The 18,238-nt window shown below is 70.6% G+C and carries 18 protein-coding genes; all 18 read right to left on the reverse strand.

Annotation, left to right across the window (positions count from 1 at the left end; translation table 11 throughout):
• Positions 1-229 precede the first annotated feature (229 nt).
• Positions 230-1,507: a type II secretion system protein GspN gene (gene gspN, locus WMF46_RS49135; RefSeq protein ID WP_437983570.1), complete on the reverse strand. Its 1,278-nt coding sequence runs from the start codon at positions 1,505-1,507 to the stop codon at positions 230-232.
• A complete protein-coding gene (locus tag WMF46_RS49140; RefSeq protein WP_437983571.1) occupies positions 1,504-2,100 on the reverse strand; it encodes a hypothetical protein in 597 nt (198 codons plus the stop codon). The genes gspN and WMF46_RS49140 overlap by 4 nt, the downstream gene beginning before the upstream one ends.
• On the reverse strand, positions 2,097-3,611 hold the full coding sequence (pilM, locus tag WMF46_RS49145; RefSeq protein WP_437983572.1) for a type IV pilus biogenesis protein PilM: 1,515 nt from the start codon (positions 3,609-3,611) through the stop codon (positions 2,097-2,099). The genes WMF46_RS49140 and pilM overlap by 4 nt, the downstream gene beginning before the upstream one ends.
• Before the next feature lie 27 nt (positions 3,612-3,638).
• Positions 3,639-5,117 (reverse strand): general secretion pathway protein GspK, encoded by a 1,479-nt coding sequence (locus WMF46_RS49150; protein ID WP_437983573.1) that lies wholly within the window; start codon positions 5,115-5,117, stop codon positions 3,639-3,641.
• 3 nt (positions 5,118-5,120) lie between these two features.
• Entirely contained in the window at positions 5,121-5,780 is a 660-nt protein-coding gene (locus WMF46_RS49155) for a type II secretion system protein GspJ (protein ID WP_437983574.1), read from the reverse strand.
• A gap of 56 nt (positions 5,781-5,836) precedes the next feature.
• Positions 5,837-6,496, reverse strand: coding sequence for a type IV pilus modification PilV family protein (locus WMF46_RS49160; protein ID WP_437983575.1), 660 nt, complete (start codon positions 6,494-6,496; stop codon positions 5,837-5,839).
• Positions 6,496-7,194, reverse strand: a complete 699-nt coding sequence (locus tag WMF46_RS49165; protein WP_437983576.1) for a pilus assembly FimT family protein — start codon at positions 7,192-7,194, stop codon at positions 6,496-6,498. Before WMF46_RS49165 ends, WMF46_RS49160 begins: the two co-directional genes overlap by 1 nt.
• A 24-nt stretch (positions 7,195-7,218) precedes the next feature.
• Complete coding sequence (locus tag WMF46_RS49170; RefSeq protein ID WP_437530284.1) at positions 7,219-7,668, reverse strand: type II secretion system protein; 450 nt, start codon at positions 7,666-7,668, stop codon at positions 7,219-7,221.
• Positions 7,669-7,671: 3 nt separating this feature from the next.
• On the reverse strand, positions 7,672-8,085 hold the full coding sequence (locus WMF46_RS49175) for a type II secretion system protein GspG (RefSeq protein ID WP_437548200.1): 414 nt from the start codon (positions 8,083-8,085) through the stop codon (positions 7,672-7,674).
• Between the two features lie 6 nt (positions 8,086-8,091).
• The gene (gspF, locus tag WMF46_RS49180) at positions 8,092-9,318 is read right to left on the reverse strand and encodes a type II secretion system inner membrane protein GspF (RefSeq protein ID WP_437983577.1); all 1,227 of its coding nucleotides are present in this window, start codon (positions 9,316-9,318) and stop codon (positions 8,092-8,094) included.
• A gap of 8 nt (positions 9,319-9,326) precedes the next feature.
• The gene (gene gspE / locus WMF46_RS49185; RefSeq protein WP_437983578.1) at positions 9,327-11,105 is read right to left on the reverse strand and encodes a type II secretion system ATPase GspE; all 1,779 of its coding nucleotides are present in this window, start codon (positions 11,103-11,105) and stop codon (positions 9,327-9,329) included.
• Positions 11,102-13,681, reverse strand: coding sequence for a type II secretion system secretin GspD (gene gspD, locus WMF46_RS49190; RefSeq protein WP_437983579.1), 2,580 nt, complete (start codon positions 13,679-13,681; stop codon positions 11,102-11,104). Before gspD ends, gspE begins: the two co-directional genes overlap by 4 nt.
• Before the next feature lie 49 nt (positions 13,682-13,730).
• On the reverse strand, positions 13,731-14,048 hold the full coding sequence (locus WMF46_RS49195; protein WP_437983580.1) for a hypothetical protein: 318 nt from the start codon (positions 14,046-14,048) through the stop codon (positions 13,731-13,733).
• A gap of 41 nt (positions 14,049-14,089) precedes the next feature.
• Entirely contained in the window at positions 14,090-15,073 is a 984-nt protein-coding gene (gene gspC / locus WMF46_RS49200; RefSeq protein WP_437983581.1) for a type II secretion system protein GspC, read from the reverse strand.
• A 205-nt stretch (positions 15,074-15,278) separates the two neighbouring features.
• Complete coding sequence (locus tag WMF46_RS49205) at positions 15,279-16,685, reverse strand: sigma-54-dependent transcriptional regulator (protein WP_437983582.1); 1,407 nt, start codon at positions 16,683-16,685, stop codon at positions 15,279-15,281.
• Between the two features lie 129 nt (positions 16,686-16,814).
• Entirely contained in the window at positions 16,815-17,381 is a 567-nt protein-coding gene (locus WMF46_RS49210; RefSeq protein ID WP_437983583.1) for an isochorismatase family protein, read from the reverse strand.
• Positions 17,382-17,386: 5 nt separating this feature from the next.
• Entirely contained in the window at positions 17,387-17,830 is a 444-nt protein-coding gene (locus tag WMF46_RS49215; RefSeq protein WP_272096930.1) for a hypothetical protein, read from the reverse strand.
• 14 nt (positions 17,831-17,844) lie between these two features.
• Positions 17,845-18,228: a (2Fe-2S) ferredoxin domain-containing protein gene (locus tag WMF46_RS49220; RefSeq protein WP_437983584.1), complete on the reverse strand. Its 384-nt coding sequence runs from the start codon at positions 18,226-18,228 to the stop codon at positions 17,845-17,847.
• Positions 18,229-18,238: the final 10 nt, after the last annotated feature.

An 18,238-nucleotide genomic window follows, 5' to 3' on the forward strand; every position in this document is an offset into this window, starting at 1 on the left:
CCGGGCGGGCGGCTCGCGGAACAGCGTCGGCTGGAGGCTCGCGAAGGTCGAGCCCTCCGCCTCGGATCGGAGGATCCTGCGGAAATCCTCGTGGATCGCCGCGTCGTCGTCGATCAGTAAAACGCGCCGGTTCTGCTGCCAGCTGGGATCCCCCATCAACGAGTCCTTGGAGCGTGGGTCCGGGTCCTAGAGCGAGGCGCGTCTTCGTCGCACGAAGCTGCGCCCCGCTCTATTCAACGGGAGGCGTGCCCTCGCCGTCTACGGGCGGAGGCGTCGGGGGCCGTGTGGGGGACTCGTCCTCGGTGGAGGGCGGGGGCGGAGGCGGGGGCATCCCAGGGGGCTCGTGCTCCTCGCCTTCCCTCGGGGCGGCCTCGGAGGCGCCGAGGGGCATGTTCACGCCGCCGGGCTTCCTCGTGGTCGTGGCCGGGCTCGCGCCCGGCGTGCCGCGGCCCCGCGCGGCGGGCGACTCGGCCGCGTGCGGGTCGAACCGGGGCCGCTTCAGCGGGCCGTGGACGTGCCAGCCGTAGAAGCCGTCCGCCCGCTTCGACCGCTTCATCTTGGGCTGCTGCATCTCGATCAGCCCGGGCACGCTCGACCCCGGCGCGCCGAGCAGCGATTTCGTGAGATCGCTCTTCGATCGGTACGCGTCGGTGAACTTGAAGCGCACGTAGAGATCCGCCGTCGAGTTGTTCCAGGGCTCGCGCATGTTGACCTTGCCGTCGCCGTCGAGCTCGAGATCCTGGCCGTTCGCGGACATCTTCGTGACCTTGAGGACCCCGTCCTTCGCCTCCGCCGACAGGAGCAGCTCCCCCAGCTTGGCCTCCGGGAGCGCGATGAGCCCCTGGATCTTCGTCTTGCCGTCGCCGACCGAGACCTCCTTGGCCGAGACCTCGAGCGCGCCGTTGGCCTTGTTGAACTTGCCGTCGGGCGCGCTGAGATCGAGGCTCGCGCTCAGCGTGCCGGCGATCGGCAGGCCAAGGATGTCCCCGAGCGGACCCACCTTGGCGAGCTCCACGTCCGAGACCTCGACGTGGACGTCGCCGCCCGATCGGCCCATCGGGACGACGCCCTCGATCTCGCCGCCGAACACGCTGGCCCAGAACGAGACCCGCATCCGCCCGATCAGGAGGGGCAGGATCTTCACCCGCGCGTGCGCCTCGTCGATCTCGATGACGCTCGGCTTCGGCGCGCTGTCCTTGGCGGCGTCGCCCGAGGCGAAGGCCGCGGCGGCGCTCGGCCTGCTGCTCGCGCCGAGCTCGCCCGGCGGCAGGATGAGCCGCACGCCCTTCATCTCGACCCCCGTGAACCAGTACGAGTCGAGCTCGTCGATCTCGAGGCGCTGCGCCTGGCTCGGGCCCCGCTTCTGCTGCGTGCGGTCGAACTCGGCGATCAGCCGGTCCTTGAGCCGGTCGTAGGGGAACGTGAGGTAGCCGAAGAGCCCCAGACAGAAGAGGTAAAAGAGCGGGTAGACCGCCCATCTCGCGATCTTGATGAGCCGCGCCTTCATGGCTCTTGCTCCTCTTCGGCGGCGGGGGGCGCGGACGGCGCGGGGGTCGCCGGCTGGGGCTCGCCCTTCCGATCGAACGCGGAGATGCCGAGCTCGACCTCGTAGGAGTCCGGCTCCCCGGCGCGCGGCTTGAGGTTCAGCTTCGTCACCGCGACCGGGTGGCCCGAGCCCTCGATGTGCTCGAGCATCTTGGCGAGCCCGAGCATCCCGATCCTGTGCATCTTCACCACCGTGATCCGCTCGTTGTACTTCTTGCCGTGCGGGACGTCGGGGCGATCCTGCGACTCGGCGGCGGTGAGCCCCTGCTGCTTCGCCGCGTCCTCAATGAAGCCGGCGAGCGCGGGCGCCGGCCGCGCGTAGCGCGCGAGCAGCGCGTCCTTCAGCGCCTTGCGCTCGCTGACCTTCCCCGAGGCCTCGTAGATCGACTGGAGCAGGTCGCGGATCTCCTGGTTCTCGGCGCGCTTGCTGGACGCGACGCTCGCGAGCCCGATCGGCACGAGCAAGAGGACGAGCACCGCCAGGAATCCGAGGAGGATGGTGAGGAGCCTGCGCTCGCGCGGCTCCAGCTTGTCGAGTCGCTCGCGGAGCGTCATCGCGATCCCTCCGGCTTCTCCGGCGCGCCGGCCGAGGCGCTCTCCGCCGCGTCGGCGGCGCCGGTCTTCTTCTTCTTCGTCTTGTCCTCGCACCTGAGATCCAGCTCGAGGACGTACTTGTGCTTGCCCTCCGTGAACTGGCTCGTCCGGCCGACCTTCACGTCGCGGAAGCAGCGGTGCTCCTTCATGTGATCCGCGATGATCTGCGCGTCCGACACCGACGGGACGACGCCCTGGAGGGTCACGTGGCCGCGGTTCACGTCGAGCTCGAGCACGTCGTGCGTGATCTCCTTCGGCACGGCCTTCGAGAGCTGCACCATGACGTCGAAGGCGTCGACGCGGGGCATCGGATCCTCGTCGGCCGCGCCGGGGCCCTGCTCGAGCAGCTCCCGGGCCTTCTGCGGGTCGCTCGTCTCCTCGCCGAGCACGTCGTGGGAGGCGGTCGCGAGCGAGGCGGCGAGCAGCTCCCGCTCCGCGTCGAGGGTGCGCAGCTCCGCGACGATGGAGAACCCGAAGCTCAGCGCGATGACGGTGCCGAGGCCGGCGAGGATCGGGATCTTCTCGCGCAGGAACGGGTAGCTGCGCTCGGCCTCGAGCGCGCCCTTCCGGAGGTTGAACCCCTTGGTCTTCGGCGTCAGCCCGAGCGCGAGCCCGAGCGCCTTGGCGAAGCGGGGCAGCGCCGCGGCCTGCTCGGGCGTGAGCCCCTCGATGCGAGGGGTCGGCAGCGGCAGGATCGTGAGGCCGAGCTGCGTCGCCAGGAACATCTCCGCGCCCTGCGCGGTGGCGCCGCCGCCGACCAGGTAGAGCCCCGCGAGCGGCTCGCCGCCGAGGTTGCGCCACGCCGCGAGCGTCTGGCGGAGCTCCCGCGCGAGCGCCGGCGCGGTGCCGGGGAGGCCGGCCGTCCCGCGCGACAGCGTCCGGGCGAAGACGGGCTCGCCGCCGGAGACGATCACGATCTCGGACGTGAGGTAGTCGAGGTCGAGCAGGGCGATCGGCGCGCTGGCGGGCGACGGCGCGGCGAGCTCCGGCATCACCGCCTCGAGGTTGGCGAGCGCCACCGCGCCCAGCGCGACCCGCTCCGGCTCGAAGCCGAGCGCCTCCTTCACGACGGCGATGCGCTCGCGCACGTCGTCCGCGCGCGCGACGGCGGCGAAGACCGGCAGCGTCTCCACGCCGGGCGGCCGCTTCAGCAGGCGGTGGTCGAAGACCGCGTCTTCCATCTCGAACGGCACCGTGGCCTCGAGCTCGAAGCCGAGGACGTTCTCGATCTCCTTCTGCGCGGCCGCCGGCAGGTCGAGGCGGCGGTAGAACGATTTCTCCCCGGAGAGCGCGATCGCCGCGGCGTCGGGGCGGAGGAGCCCCACGGCGGCGCGGATGGCCTCGGCCTCGGAGACGGCGTCCGTGACGGCCGCCTCGCCGAGGGCCTCGACGAAGACCCTCCTGTACGTGGTGCGGATGAGCGCCGCCCGCACCACGGATTTTCCAGCATCTATCCCGAGCAGCCTGTGCATTTGCGCGCTTCTTCCCGGAGGGGTGTCCTAGTCGATGCGATAGTAGATGATCGTCCCGGCAGGGTTCGATCGCACCTGTTGTTCGTACGTTTCCGGCGTCGGAGGGGTGCTGGGCTGAGCGGGGTCCTCGGGATCCTTGACCGGATCGTCGAGCTTCGTCGCCCCCGTGAGATCGACCACCGCATGGATGCGCACGCGCGTCTCGCGCTTGTTCCCCGGGACGATGCCATCGGCGTAGATGCTCAGGAAGTTGGTCTTGTTGCCGAGGGACTTCGTGACGTTCGGCTTGAACTTCACAGCTTCCACGCCCATGGCCTTGAACTGCTGCCCGAGCATCCCCCCGAGCGAGCTGCCCGCCTTCTGGGTCATCGCATCGACATAATCTTTCGGGGTGGGGAAGAGCAGCCCCCCGGTCATGCTCTGCACGAGCGACGCCACGGTGAGGAACGCCGTCTGCTGGTTCACGTCGGTGCACAGCGTCGTCGTCGCGATATCCACGAAATCGGCGGTGCACGTGAGCCGGAGCAGCGTCAGCGCGTTCGCCGACGAGACGTTCACCTTCTGCTTCCGGCTGCCCCAGACGGTCAGGACCCTCTTGTCCGGGTTGCTCGGATCCGGGTCGACGAACGTCGCCCAGAAGTCGTCGTTCATGCCCCGGATCAGCCGCAGCTCGTCGACCGAGTCGAACGGGGCGTTCTTGCGCTGATAGGAGAGGCCGACCGTCTGGTAGAAGCTGTCCTCGGCGCCGGTGGAGCTCGGGGCGTTCGGCGTCGCGTCGCAGGCGAACGTCTGGTCGCCCGGATCGGCCCAGTCGATGAGCGCGCTGCAGATGGTCGCGCGGTCCGAGAACTGGCCGTCGCCGTCGCGCTCCTCGAAGAGCGTGTTGTACTGCGCGTCGCTCATCAGGCTGAGCAGCTGGTTCCCTACGGCGATCTGATCGGAGATGCCGCCCACGTCGTCGGCGGCGCGGTTGACGTTGATCTTCGAGTCCTCGTCGACGATCTTGAGCTCGAAGCGGCCGCCGCCGGTGAGCCCCAGGTTCTTGCCCGTCGCGCTGCCCTCGCCCGCGCCCTCGGGGGGCGGCGCCGCGCTGCCCTCGCCCGCGGCCCCGGCGAGCTGCGCGTTGAAGGGGCCGAGGAACATGTCGGTGAACTTCCAGACCGGCACCTGGAACTTCCCCCTGATCCCGACGATCGCGAGCATCGGCCCGATCGTCGTGCTGACGCTCGGCTCGGAGGCGATGAGCATCCGCGACAGGTTCACGGCGCTCTTCGCGTAGTACTCGGCCCGCAGCGCGTCGCGATCGGCGAGCGCCGCGGAGAGCTCGGTCGAGGTCTCCTCCTGGAGCTCGGTCAGGAACACGGTGAGCACCGTGATCGCGCCGAGCACCATGACCAGCGCCACGCCGCGCCGGTCGCGCCGCCTCCGGAGGCGGCGGCGCGCGCGCCCGCCGCGCGGCCTCTCTGCGGCGCGATCCTCGGCGTGGGGGCAGCTCGGGCGGCTCATGGCTCAGTTGGCCCCGAAGGCGATGGGGACCTGCATCGGGAGCGGCACCTTCGACTCGAACTTGATCGGCTCCCCGCCGGGCCCGCCGTTCAGGACCAGCGTCACCCACACCTGCGAGGGGAGCCGGTCGAGCTGCGCCGCCGGCTGCGTCGAGTCCCACGAGTCGACCCACTCCCCGCTGATCGGGTCGAGGTACTGGAGATTGAAGCTCTCGATGTCCTCGGCGAGCACGTTGACGACTCCGCCCCTCGTCGGCTCGGTATCGATGGTCCTCGCCTCTCGCCGCACGAGATCGAGCCTGTCGCGCTCCGGGTCGCGCGCGCCGAAAAAGCCGATCTCGCACTGATCGGACTCGTGCGCGTTCCGGAGGAGCCTCCGGTGCGCGAACGCGGTGAAATCGACGCGGTCCGCAGGGGACGAGTCCTCCCCCGCGAAGGCGGTGAGCCGCACGACGATGTTCTTGTCGGCCGGCTGGTGCCTGGACAGGAAGGCCGTCTGGAGCTCGCGCGAGATGCGGGCGATCGCCGCGCGGCCCTGGTGGTAGCGGTCGCCCATCCGGGAGAGGCCCGAGCGCGCGCGGCTCATGCCGTCGAACGCGCCGTAGATCAGCGTCCCGATGAGCGCCAGGATGCCGACCGAGACGAGGACCTCGAGGAGGGTCACCGCGCGCGAGCGGCCGCTGCGCCTGCGGAGAGAGCTTGGCCTTCGCGCCGCCACGGTCAACTCCCTCCTCCCTGACCGCCCGCGCCCTCCTCGGGCTGGCCCATCTGGGGGATCGTGACCCACTGCACGAGCTCGAACGCGTGCTCCCGAGACCCTTGCTGCCAGGTCAGCTTGACCGTCACCCGCCGCGCGCTCGCCTCGAAGATGGGCTGGAGCGTCGGCGCGAGCATGTCGACGAACGGCTGCAGGAGCCCCGAGATCCCGCCGCCCGACTCGCCGCCCCCCGCGCCGCCGCCGACCAGCGACTGCGCGAGATCGTTGATGTCGCCGCTCGGGGCCGCGGTGCCGCTCGACTCGCCCGGCTTGCCGAGCGCCCCGAGCCCCTCGAGGTTGGTGTCGAGGTCCAGATCGCCGTACTTGGGCTCGGGCATCTCGGGCTTCTCGATGCGCCAGCTGCACTTGATGTTCGGCGACTCGTCGCCCTCGCAGCATGGCCCGCTGTCGGCCTCGTCGAGCGCCGGCAGGCCGTCCTTGGCGAGCTTCTCCTCGAGCTCGGTCATCTTGCAGCGCGCGAGCCCGTTCGCGAGGCTGAGGTTCCGCGCGTGCGCCGCGGCCGAGAAGGCGCCGGCCTGCGCGGAGAGGATCGCCGTCAGCCCGAGGCCGAGGATGGCGACCGCCACCATCACCTCGAGCAGGGTGAAGCCGCGGGCGCGCATCAGAGCCCCGTGTCCTCGCGCTCCGACGCCTCGGCGTCGTCGCGCGGCCTGGGCATGCTCGCCTTGCCCTTCCTGAGCTCCGTCTTGCCGGTCAGCGGCGAGACGAGCACCGTCATCACCGCGTCCTCGGTCTCCCCGCCGCCCAGGCTGAGCTGGATCGCGGCGTGCTCGGTCTGGCCTCCGGGCCAGAAGTAGAGATAGGCCCGCCCCTCCGTCACGGGCTCGTCCTGGTGTCCGGTCTCCACCTGGAGGAAGCGCACGCCGCTCGACAGCTCCTTGCCGGGCCTGTCCTTCTCGGGGTTGAAGCCGTACGCCTTCGCCGGCTCGAACGAGGGCCGCGGCGCGCGCGGCCCCTTCAGGATCGCCTCGGCCTCCGCCGTGGCCGCCTTCTCGGCCTCCGTCGCTGCGGCGGCGCCGCCGGCCCGATCGTTCCGCTCGACGAGGAGCTCGCCGGTGGACTCCTCGAGCACGATCATCCGCTCCTCGAAATCGAAGACGAGCCGCACCGGCTTCGACTTCGCGTTCGCGTGGGCGTACGCGACCCGGACGGCGCCCGCGAGCAGCGCCGCGCTGCGCTTCAGCCGCGCGCTCGTGACAGCGCCCATGCCGAGCATGACCGAGCCGCTGATGAGCGCGATCACCGTGACGGTGATCAGCACCTCGACCAGCGTGAGTCCCCTCGTGCGACGGCGTGTCATGGGCGCTCCTGCTTCCGCGCTGCGCTACATCTCCGCGATCTTGTTGAGATCCGACTGCTTCATGTCATCCCGGATGTCGTCCGGGGTGTTCTCTTTCTTGTCGTCGCCGGACGAGACGACATGGACGTCGTTGTTCTCGTCACACTTGATCTTGTAGGGCTGGCCCCAGGGATCGTCCGTCTTGTTGCCGTCGATCTGCTTCGCGCTGACCAGCGCCTGGATCGTCGGGCACCCTTCGCTGCCCGCCCCGAGCTGCTGGTACTGCTCGGCGGCGCTCTTGATGATCGTCGCCCCGGTATAGGCGCTCTTGACGCGCGACTGCTTGAGCTTCGGCCACACCACGAGCGTGGCGCCGCCGGCGATGATCGCCATGATCGTCACGACGATGAGCACCTCGACCAGGGTCACGCCCCGCGAGAGCTTCCGGCTCAGCCGTCGAATCCTTCTTGCGCTGCTTGCTCTGTTCGTCTCCATCTCTCACTCCACCCTGTCAAGGCCGCCTATTTCGCCGTCCGGTCCGTCGCTCAGGAGATCGTATCCGTCCGGATCCTTCCTTCCGGGACAGGTGAGCCGGAGCGGCCTGCCCCACGCGTCGACCGGGTCGATCGCGAGGTATCCCTCGCGCTTCAGCTCTTCCAGGGAACCCGGGCACCGCCGCTCGTGATCGGCGCGGTACAGGGTGATCGCCCCGTGGACGACGGACAACGTGGCGCGGGTCGATCGAATTCCCACGAGCCGCCGCTCGCGCGCGCCGAGGAGCAGCAGGAGGACCGCCATCGCGAGGCCCGCGGCGAAGGGCCTCGCCCGCGCCATGCCGGTCCGCCGGAAGAGCCCGCCGCCGCGCTCCCAGGGGAAGAAGATCGTGCTCTCTCGCTGCCTGCGCCGCCCCATAGCCACCTACCCGACGAAGCTCGACATCTGGATGAGCGGCATGAGGATGGATATCGCGATGAACGCGACCGCGCCGCCCATGATGACGATCATGAGCGGCTCGAGCAGGCTCGTGAGCACCTGGACGCGGGTCTCCACGGCGGAGTCGTAGGCGTTGGCGACGTTCTCCAGCATCGCCTCCAGCTGCCCGCTCTTCTCGCCGATGGCGATCATGTGGGTGACCATCGGCGGGAACCGGCCGCTCCGCTTCAGCGGCTCGGCGATGCTCTGGCCCTCGCGGATCGACGCGATGGCGTCGACGATGACCTTCTCCAGGGCCGCGTTGCCGAGCACGCTCCGCACGATATCCATCGCGCTGAGGAGCGCGACGCCCGACGACAGCAGGGTCGAGAGGGTCCGCGCGAAGCGCGCGATGGACAGCATCTGGATGAGCTTGCCGAAGATGGGCGCCCGCAGCACGAACGTGTCCCACGCGAGGCGGCCCTTCGGCGTCCGCACCCAGCGGCGGAACCCGTACACAGCGCCCACGAGCGCGATAACGACGAGCCACCAGTAGCTCGCGGCGAACGCCGACGTGCCGATGAGCGCCGCCGTGTACCAGGGCAGCGCCTGGTCCATGGAGGCGAAGATGCCGGTCACGTTCGGCACGACCGCGATCATGAGGACCGAGATGAGCCCGATGCCGATGAGCGCCATCAGCGCGGGGTAGGCGAGGGCGGCGGTCACCTTGCCCACGAGCTTCGCCTGGTTCTCCATGAAGACGGTCAGGCGGGTCAGCACGCCCTCGAGCGTGCCGGACGCCTCGCCGGCGCGCACCATGCTCACGTAGAGCGGCGGGAAGACCGAGGGGTGCGCCTCGAGGGCCTTGGCGAAGCTCGTGCCTTCGCGCACCTGCTCGCGCACCTGCGTGAGCACCCTCTTCAGCGACTCCTTCTCGACCTGCTCGATGAGCGCGTTGAGCGACTCGAAGAGCGGGATGCCGGCGCCGATGAGCGTCGCGAGCTGGCGGGTCATCACGGCGACGTCCGACGTCGAGGGGCGGCCCGCGAAGGCGAAGATCTTGAGATCGCGCTTCGCCTTCGCCTTCGCGGCCTGCTCCTCGGTCGCGCCGGTGAGCATGACGCCGTCCTTGCGCAGGGCGGCCCGGAGGGCCTTCGCGTTCTCCGCGTCGCGGACCCCTTTGACCGGCTTGCCGGTGCCGACGAGGATGCCTTTGTATTCGAATACCGCCACGGCCTTCCCTACTCGTCGACGATGACGTCTTCCTGCGTCGCCGCGAGCACCTCCTCGACGGTGGTGATGCCCTTGAGCACCTTGCGCGCCCCGTCATCCCGGAGCGTATCCATCCCCTGGGAGATGGCGACCCGCTTGATGGTCTGCGCGTCCGCGCTCTTCAGGATGTGCGGGCCCACGGCGTCGTCGACGACCATCAGCTCATAGATGCCCCGCCGGCCGACGAAGCCCTTCTGGTTGCAGGAATCGCAGCCCCCGGGCTTGTAGAACACGGCCCGGTCGAGGTCCTGCCCGATGTAGTCGTATTTCTGTCCGTGCACGCTGTAGCGGTTCGAGACCTTCCGCCGCGCCTTCCAGGCGAGCCGGTCCTCGTCGAGGCCGAGCTGCTGCAGCTCGTAATCGGAGGGCCGGTAGGGGACCTTGCACGCCGGGCACAGCAGGCGCACGAGGCGCTGGGCGAGGATGCCGATCACGCTGCTCCGCACGAGGAACGGCTCGATCTCCATCTCGACGAGGCGGGTCACGGCGGCGGCCGCGTCGTTCGTGTGGAGGGTCGAGAGCACCAGGTGGCCGGTCAGCGACGCGTGGATGGCGATCTCGGCGGTCTCCTTGTCGCGGATCTCGCCGACCATGATCACGTCCGGATCCTGGCGGAGGAACGCGCGGAGCGCCGAGGCGAAGGTGAGCCCGATCCCGGGGTGGACGTGGATCTGGTGGATGCCGCCGATCTCGTACTCGACCGGGTCCTCGGCCGTGAGGATGTTCCGGCTGGGCTCGTTGATCCGGTTGAGGCAGGCGTAGAGCGTCGTCGTCTTGCCGCTGCCGGTCGGGCCGGTGACGAGGATGATGCCGTCCGGCCGCTGGATGAGGGCGTCCATGATGGCGTACTCGCGCGGCGCGAAGCCGAGGTCGTCGAGCCCGAGCAGGACCGACGCCTTGTGCAGGATGCGCATCACGATCCGCTCGAAGCCGCGGCTCGTCGGCACGGTCGAGACGCGGATGTCGACGCTCTTGCCCGCGATCTTCAGCGTGATGCGGCCGTCCTGCGGGAGCCGCTTCTCGGCGATGTTGAGCGACGCCATGATCTTCACGCGGGCGATGATCGGCGCCATGAACTGCTTCGAGGCGCGCTTCGCGACGTAGAGCTCGCCGTCGATCCGGTAGCGGACGACGACGTCGCGCTCCTCGGGCTCGATGTGGATGTCGCTCGCCCGCTCGCGGACCGCCTGCGCGAAGAGGCCGTTGACCCAGGCGATGATCGGGGCGTCGTCGTCCGAGTCGATGATGTCGACGAGGTTGTCCTCCTCGAGCGCCGTGTCGCCCTCGAGCTTCGCGCCGCCGTCCTCCTTGCGCTCCCAGATGCGGTTGATCGCGTTCAGCACCGCGTCGCTCGTGGCGACCGCGATCTCGACGGGCTTGCCGAACAGCGCCCGCACGTCGTCGATCGCCGTCGTGTCGAGGGGGTCGGCGACGGCGCAGTAGACGACCCCGTCGTGCTCGGCGAGCGGCAGGATCTTGTGCTGCTTGGCGTAGGTGATCGGCACCCGGCTCGCGAGCTCGAGCGGCACCGCGTCGATGTCGATGCGCGGGAGGAGGCCGACCTCGCACTCCTCGGCGAGCGCCTTGGCGATGCTCGCCTCGTCGGCGATGTTGGACGAGACGATGAGGTCCACGAGCGGCTGACCGCGCTCGCGGACGGTGTCGTAGAGCGGCACGAGCCGCTCCGCGGGGACGACGCCCCGCCGGATCAGGATCTCGCCGAGGTACTGCTGCTGCTGCAGGCTCATTCCACGCGCTCCATCTGCCGTCCGCCCCCCGGCGGCCGCCGCGTGGGCCGCGGCGGCGGGGCGCCGTTCGGCGGCGGCGGCAGCTGGGCCGGCTCGCCCTCCATGTCGACCATGCCGGGCTGCATATGCACGGCGCCGGTGGCCTTGCCGCCGAACGTCGGCAGGCCGACCGGGTCCACCGGCACGTGCTCGCGCGGCCCCTTCGGGCGCGCCTCCTCCTCGAGGCGCGCCCGCTCCTCCTCGGCCAGCATCGACTGGCGGATGTCCTCGAGGAGCCCGTTCGCGCGGCCGAAGTCGCGCGGCGGCTCCCACGCGGCGCTCTCGCTGAAGACGAAGTAACGGTCGATGAACTCCTGCCGCTCCTGCATCTTGCGCTCGAAGATGGTCCGGAGGTCGTCCTGGTCGCGGATCACGTAGGGCGTCAGCACGAGGAGGAGGTTCGTCTTCGTCTTGGTCTTGACCCGCTGCCGGAAGAGGAACCCGAGCACCGGGATGTCGCCCAGCACGGGGATCTTCGTCTCCGAGGTGGTCATGCCGTCGCGCATGAGGCCGCCGATCACGACCGTCTGCTGGTCCCGGACGACGAGCGTGGTGCTCGCGGTGCGCTTGTTGATGGGGATCGCGCCGAGCGCGCCCTCGAGGGGGGCGCCGGCGTCGGAGATCTCCTCGGAGAGCTCCAGCCGCACCTGGTCCGAGTCGTTGACGTGGGGGACGACCTTGATCTTCGTGCCGACGTCCTGGCGCGCGGCGGCGCCGCCGCCGAGGCCGCCGAGGCCGCCGAGCAGGCCGGCGAGCCCGCCCGCCGCGGCGCCCGCGCCGCCGGCCAGGCTCGCGAGCTGGTTGAGCCCGCCGCCGCCCACGTTGGTCTGGAGCGGGATGTTCTGGCCGATCGAGATCTCGGCCGCCACGTTGTCGGTCGCGAGGATGTGCGGCGTCGCGAGGACGTTGGAGTCGCCGTCCTGGGCCAGCGCGTGGAGGACGACGCCGAACGCGGGGATCGAGATGCCCGTCCCGAGGATGTTGTTCGAGCCCGTGATCGCGGGGCCCTTGATGCCCAGCGCGAGCGCGCCGAGCTGCGCCGGCAGGCCGATGACGGACTGGCGGATGTTGTTGCCGCCGTAGACGACGCTGTCGTCCGCGTTGAGGCCGTCGAACGGCGCGCCGGCGTGGTAGCCGATGCCGAAATCGAGCGAGCGGCTGACGTTCACGTCCATGATCACGGCCTCGATGAACACCTGCCGCCGGGGCTCGTCGAGCTCGTCGATCACGGTGCGCAGCTGGGCGTAATCGTGGGGTGACGACGTGATGAGGAGCTTGTTGCTCGCCTCGTCACAGGTGACCTTGACCTGCCCCTCGAAGATGTCGTCGGTCGAGCCCGGCACCGCCTGGGCGGCGCGCGCGCCCGGCCTGCCGCCCACGGGCGCGCCGCCGCCGCTCCCGCCGCCGAGGACCTGGTTCAGCGTCGCCGACAGCTCCTTGCAGCCGGCGTGCTGGAGCGAGAGCACGTGGACCTGCCCCTCGCCCGTCTGCGCCACGTCGAGGCGCTTCAGGATGCCGAGGACGCGCAGGTAGTCCGGCTCGGTGGCGGTGATGATGAGGGAGTTGGTCCTGTCGTCCGCGATGATGCGGGCGCCGGTGCCGCCGGCGCCGCCCCTGCCGGGCCTGCCGCCGCCCGCCGCGCCCCTGCTCGGGTCGACGATCTCGTTCAGCTTGGTCGCGACCTCCGCAGCGGAGCCGTAGTGAACGGGCTGCACCCAGAGCTGATCGCCGGCGCCGCCGACGTCGATCTCCTCGACGATCCGGAGCATGCGCTGGATGTTCGACCCGGTGTCCGTGATGATGAGCAGGTTGCCGGGCGGGTAGACGGTGACGTCGCCGTCCTTCGATTTGAACTTGCTCAGGACGCCGCCCGCCTCGTTGGCGTCGATATGGGACAGCCGGTACATGCGGGTGACGAACCGGTCCTCCGCGGGCACGGGCGCGGCGGTCCCGAACACGGGCGTCGTCTCGGACACCGCGCCCGGCGTCTCCACGATCTTGAGGAAGCGGCCGTGGGGGATGACGGTGAGATCGTTCGAGGCGAGGATCGAGAGGAACGCGCTGTACGCCTCGGCGACGGTCACCTTCTCCGGCGCGTACACCGTGGCCTTGATCTGCCGGAGCTTGCCGCCGTAGATGAAGCGGCGCCCGGTGATGTTGCTGATGGCCTTCACGAGCTCGGGGAGGTCGGCCTCGTCGAGGTTGAAGCTGACCTTGTAGCCGCCGGGCTTCGGCTTGAACTCGATCTCCTGGACCCCTTGCTTGACCGCGGCGAGCGGGTCGTCCCCGGCGTCGGCCGGGGCGGGCGCGGCTGCGCCCGGCGCGCCGGCTGGCGGAGCGCCTGCGGCCGGCGCGCCCGGCGCGGGGCGGGCGGGCGGCGGCTGGACCTGGCCGGGGGTCCGCAGCACGGGGGCGCCGCGGTTCGCGGGCTGCGCTGCGGCGGGCGGCGCCGCGGCGGCGAGCACGAGCGCCGCCACCGGCGCGGCGAGGAGCCTCCTCCGGAGGCAGCAGGATCGCTCGAGGGTCGTCATCACCATCAGTCGACTCGATATTCTCTGCGTGGGTTGGTAGGGGAGGCGGCGCCGCTCAGTCGGCGTTCGGCGCGTTCTGCGCGCTCGGCGCGCTTTCGCGCGCGGCCGGCGAGGGGGGCCGCGGCCGCTTCGAGCGAGAGGTCTTGCCCAGGGCGGTCTTGCTCGCGCCGGCGGAGGCCTCGCTGTCGGCCTCCTCCGTCGCGTCCGTCGCGGACTCTTTGTCGTGGGGCGGCAGGACGGCCTTGGCGACCGACACGAGGATGAGGCTCATGACCCCGACGAACGTGAGCGAGCCGAGGACGAACGTGCCGATCACCATCAGCGTCCGCCGGAGCAGGCTCCCCTCGTTCAGCGTCCCTATCCATCGCGCCATGCCGCTACCCTGCTTTCGTCCCTGGATTCAGTCCGGAGCGCTCACTTGATGTTGAAGTCGATGTTCATCGGCTTGCCCTTGCGGTTGATGCTCACCGTGAGCCGGTCCGCCGTCCGGAGCCGCGCGTAGGCCTCGAGGGCCTTCTGCGGATCGCTCATCTCAAACCCGTTGATGCTGGACAGCCGATCTCCGTTCTCCAGCCCGAGCGTCCCTAGCAGAGAGTCCGGGCGAATCCCGAAGAGACGGATGCCCACCACCTTGTCTCCCTCCTTCTCGGGGACGATACGCGCGGAGCGCATCAGCTCGCCCTGGTTCTCCAGGATGTGGTCGACGGCGCTGCGCTCCACGTTGAACTCGTTCTCGCTCACGCGCTGGATCTTCGAGGCGATCTCCGGCGGGATCTTCTTGCCGCCGCGGGGCGGGGCCTTCCCCGCCGCGGCCGTCGACGTCGTCGTGGGCGTCGGCGTCGGCGCGGCGCTGGCGCGGGCGACGACGTGGTTGCTGCCCACGACGGCCTGGCACCGCGAGCTGCCGGACGTCAGCCAGACCCGATCCCACCCCACGTAGTAAACGGTCTGCCCGCTGATCTCATCCCCTTGCCGGCGCAAGATCGCCTTGCCGTCCGAGCCGGCCATGGCCGCGAACGACCACGCGGGATCCTCGGCCTGCGTGATGAGCAGGACGCGGGCGCCGTCGCAGGAGGGGTCCGCATACGGGTCCTTGTTGGGCAGCTCGTGCGGGACGCTCGGGATCTCGACCGGCTTGCCGTCGAGCGGCCCCGTCACCGAGTCGAACGGGTTGCGCGAGAGGATCGCCGCGGCGCTCGTCGCGTGGTCCGTGTTGCTCGCGGTCGACCCGAACGACGCCGGGCGCGTCGGAGGGCTCGGCGGCGCCGGCGGGGCGTCGATGGCGACGCTGGAGACCACCAGCTGGCCCATGCCCGACGCCTGGAAGTAGGCGGCGAGCGCGATCAGCGCGCCCAGCACCCAGGGAAAATACCGCTTCAGGATCGCGTCGATGCCCATGCGCCCATCCTCCTCTAGGCGAGTTTCATGCCAGCGGTCAATCGCCGGTGGTTTCCCGCGTCTTCACGGAATTTCGGAAGCTGTCCCGCCAAGGTGACGCACCCCAGCCGCGTCGGACGGCCTTCGTTGCCAAAGTGACAAATGGATCTTCGCGGGGTGCCGGCGCACGGGAGCGCGCCGTGTCCACGGGACGGCGCGCGCGGCGTCACTCCAGCTCGCCGAGCTTTCGGTAGATGGTGCGCGTGGAGATGCCGAGCAACTGCGCGGCCACGGATTTGTCCCCGCGGGCGTGGCGGAGCGTCTCGCGGATGAGCCTGCGTTCGACCTCGTCGAGGGGCGTTCCGACGGAGAAGGTGAGCGAGCTCGGCTCGGCGGGGGCGGCCTCGCGGATGAAGTCGGGCAGGTCGTCGACGGAGAGCTGGTCGCTGCGGCAGAGGACCACGGCGCGCTCGATCACGTTCTCGAGCTCGCGGACGTTGCCCGGCCACGTGTAGTCGGTCAGGCGCGCGAGCACGTCGCGCGGCGCCTCCAGGCGGGGGCGGTTGTTCTTCGTGCAGTAGACGCCGAGGAAGTGGTCGACGAGGAGCGGGATGTCCTCGCGGCGGGTCCGGAGCGGGGGCGCCGTGATCGCGATCACGTTGAGCCGGTAGAACAGGTCCTCGCGGAAGCGGCCAGCGGCGACCTCGGCGCGGAGGTCCTTGTTGGTGGCCGCGACCAGGCGCACGTCGGCGCGCACCGTGTCGCCGCCGACGGGCTCGTACTCGCCCTCCTGCAGCACGCGGAGGAGCTTCACCTGCACGGCGGGCGAGAGCTCGCCGATCTCGTCGAGGAACAGCGTGCCGCCGGCCGCCTTGGCGAAGCGGCCGTCGCGCTTCGCGAGGGCGCCGGTGAACGCGCCGCGCTCGTGGCCGAAGAGCTCGGCCTCGAGGATGGTCTCCGGGATGGCCGCGCAGTTGACCGCGACGAACGGCCCTCGCGATCGCGCGCTGCGCTCGTGGATGAAGCGCGCGAGCAGCTCCTTGCCGGTGCCGCTCTCGCCGAGCACGAGCACCGTGGCGCTCGAGGGCGCCGCCTGGGTCGCGATGTCGAGCACGCGGCGGAGCGTCGGGCTCGATCCGACGATCTCGCGCTTCGTGAGCAGCTTGATCTCCTGCCGGAGCGAGCGGTTCTCGGCGACGAGCGACTGGCGCTCGGCCGCCTTGCGCACGCTCTTGATGATCGTCATCCGCTTGAGCGGCTTCTCCACGAAGTCGTAGGCGCCCTCGCGCATGGCCTGGACCGCGGTCTCGACGGTCCCGTAGGCGGTCATCATCACGACCTCGGTGTCGGGCGCGAGCTGCTTCAGCGCGCGGAGCAGCTCGAGCCCGCTGACGCCCGGCATCATCAGGTCGGTCAGGACGACCTCGACGCGGCGGCTGCGCACGATCTCCAGCGCGGCCTTCGCGCTGTCCGCCGTGATGACGCGCATGCCGTCGCGCTGGAAGATCTTCTCGATGGAGGCGACGTTCGACGGCTCGTCATCGACCACGAGGACCGTCGGCGCGCCGGGCGGCGGCGCAGCGGGGCCAGCAGGCGGCGCGCTCGAGGGGACTGGTGCCAGATCGTCAGCCATGCGCCACTGTGTCACAGACGTCAGCGGCATGTCCAGGAGAGCACGGGTCTGACAAAGTCCGATCCGGCGCCTGACAAACTGACACGCCGACCTGGTCCCCGCGCGCCGCCCGCGAAGATCGCGGATCGGTCAGCGGATGAGCTTCGACAGCTGCTTGAAGTCGTCCGTCCCGGCGATCCTGAGCCAGTCGAAGGCGACGGTCTCCGCGGTGGTGATGGTGGCGCCTGCGGCGCGGCAGAGATCGAGGCCGGCGAGCCGGTGGTCGTCGCGGCGGGAGGCGACGCCGTCGAGCGGCACCTGGACGAGGACGCCGCGCGCGGCGAGGTCGCGCACGGTCTGGAAGACGCAGACGTGCGCCTCCATGCCGACGACGATGGCGGCGCGTGGCGCGCGCCCGGTCGACGTGCGCAAGGCGCGCTCGAACTCGGCGGAGCCGCAGGCGGAGAACTCCATCTTGGGGATGACGGGCGCGCCCGCCTGGGCGAGCCGCTCGGCGATGGGCGCGATGGTCGGGCCGAGGCCCGCGGGGTACTGCTCGGTCGCGATGACCGCCGCGCCGAGCCGCCGCGCCGCCTCGATCAGCACCGTGGCCGCGCGGGTCAGCGCGTCCATCTGGGGCGCCGGCATCGCGGCGGCGAGCTTCTCCTGGACGTCGATGACGATGACCGCGCTGTCTGCGGGCTCGATCCTTTGCATGGTGGCTACCTCGTGGCCCGGAAGCTCCGCAGGAACCGGAGCAGGTCGCTCCGCAGGTCGAAGCGGAGGAGCGCCTCGCCGATCAGGGCGCCGCCGTCTCCGACGAGGACGCCGGGCAGGACGGTCATCGACGTCATGAGATCGCCGGGGCGCACCGTCTTACGGCCGGCGAACGCGCAGCGGCGGCCGTCGTTGGCGGTAAACTCGAAGGAGTAGGGCAGGGTCCCGGTGCGCGCGACGTCGAGGCCGAGCCGCCCGGAGAGGTAGCGGTGATCGGCGAAGCCCTCGGCGTCGATCTCGCCCTCGATCTCGACCTCGGGCTTGCGCAGGAAGTCGAGGAGGCCGCGCGAGCGCGCGCGGATCGTGAACGACATGGGCCGCTCGTCGGAGGGCGAGTCGACCAGGTGGAAGCTCCCGGCCATGGTCTCGCAGAACTCGAAGCCGCGCATCACGCCTCCGCCCATCACGCCTGCGGGGGCGCGCCGCGGGGCGGCGCCGGCAGCGGCGGGGCGGCCGTCGCCTCCGTGAAGTCCTCGGGCGGGAGCACGAGCCGTTCGACGCGGCGGCCGTAGGCGAGCGCGTCGACGATCTCCGGGACGTCGGCGGGGGTCACGCGGCCGTAGAAGTAGCCGTCCGGCTCCACCGCGATGACGGGGCCCGCCCAGCAGACGTCGAGGCAGCTCGCGGAGCAGGCGCGCGCCTCGACCTTCGCGAGGCCCCGCTCGGCGAGCGCGGCCTTGAGCTGCACGTGGATGCCCTCGGCGCCGCGCTGAGCGCAGGAGCCCTTGGGGACGCCGTCCGGGCGGCGGTTGACGCAGACGAAGAGGTAGCGCTTTCGCTGGGGCACGAGGCGGATC

The organism is Sorangium sp. So ce117 (assembly GCF_051524395.1).
Taxonomy (GTDB): domain Bacteria; phylum Myxococcota_A; class Polyangia; order Polyangiales; family Polyangiaceae; genus Sorangium; species Sorangium cellulosum_B.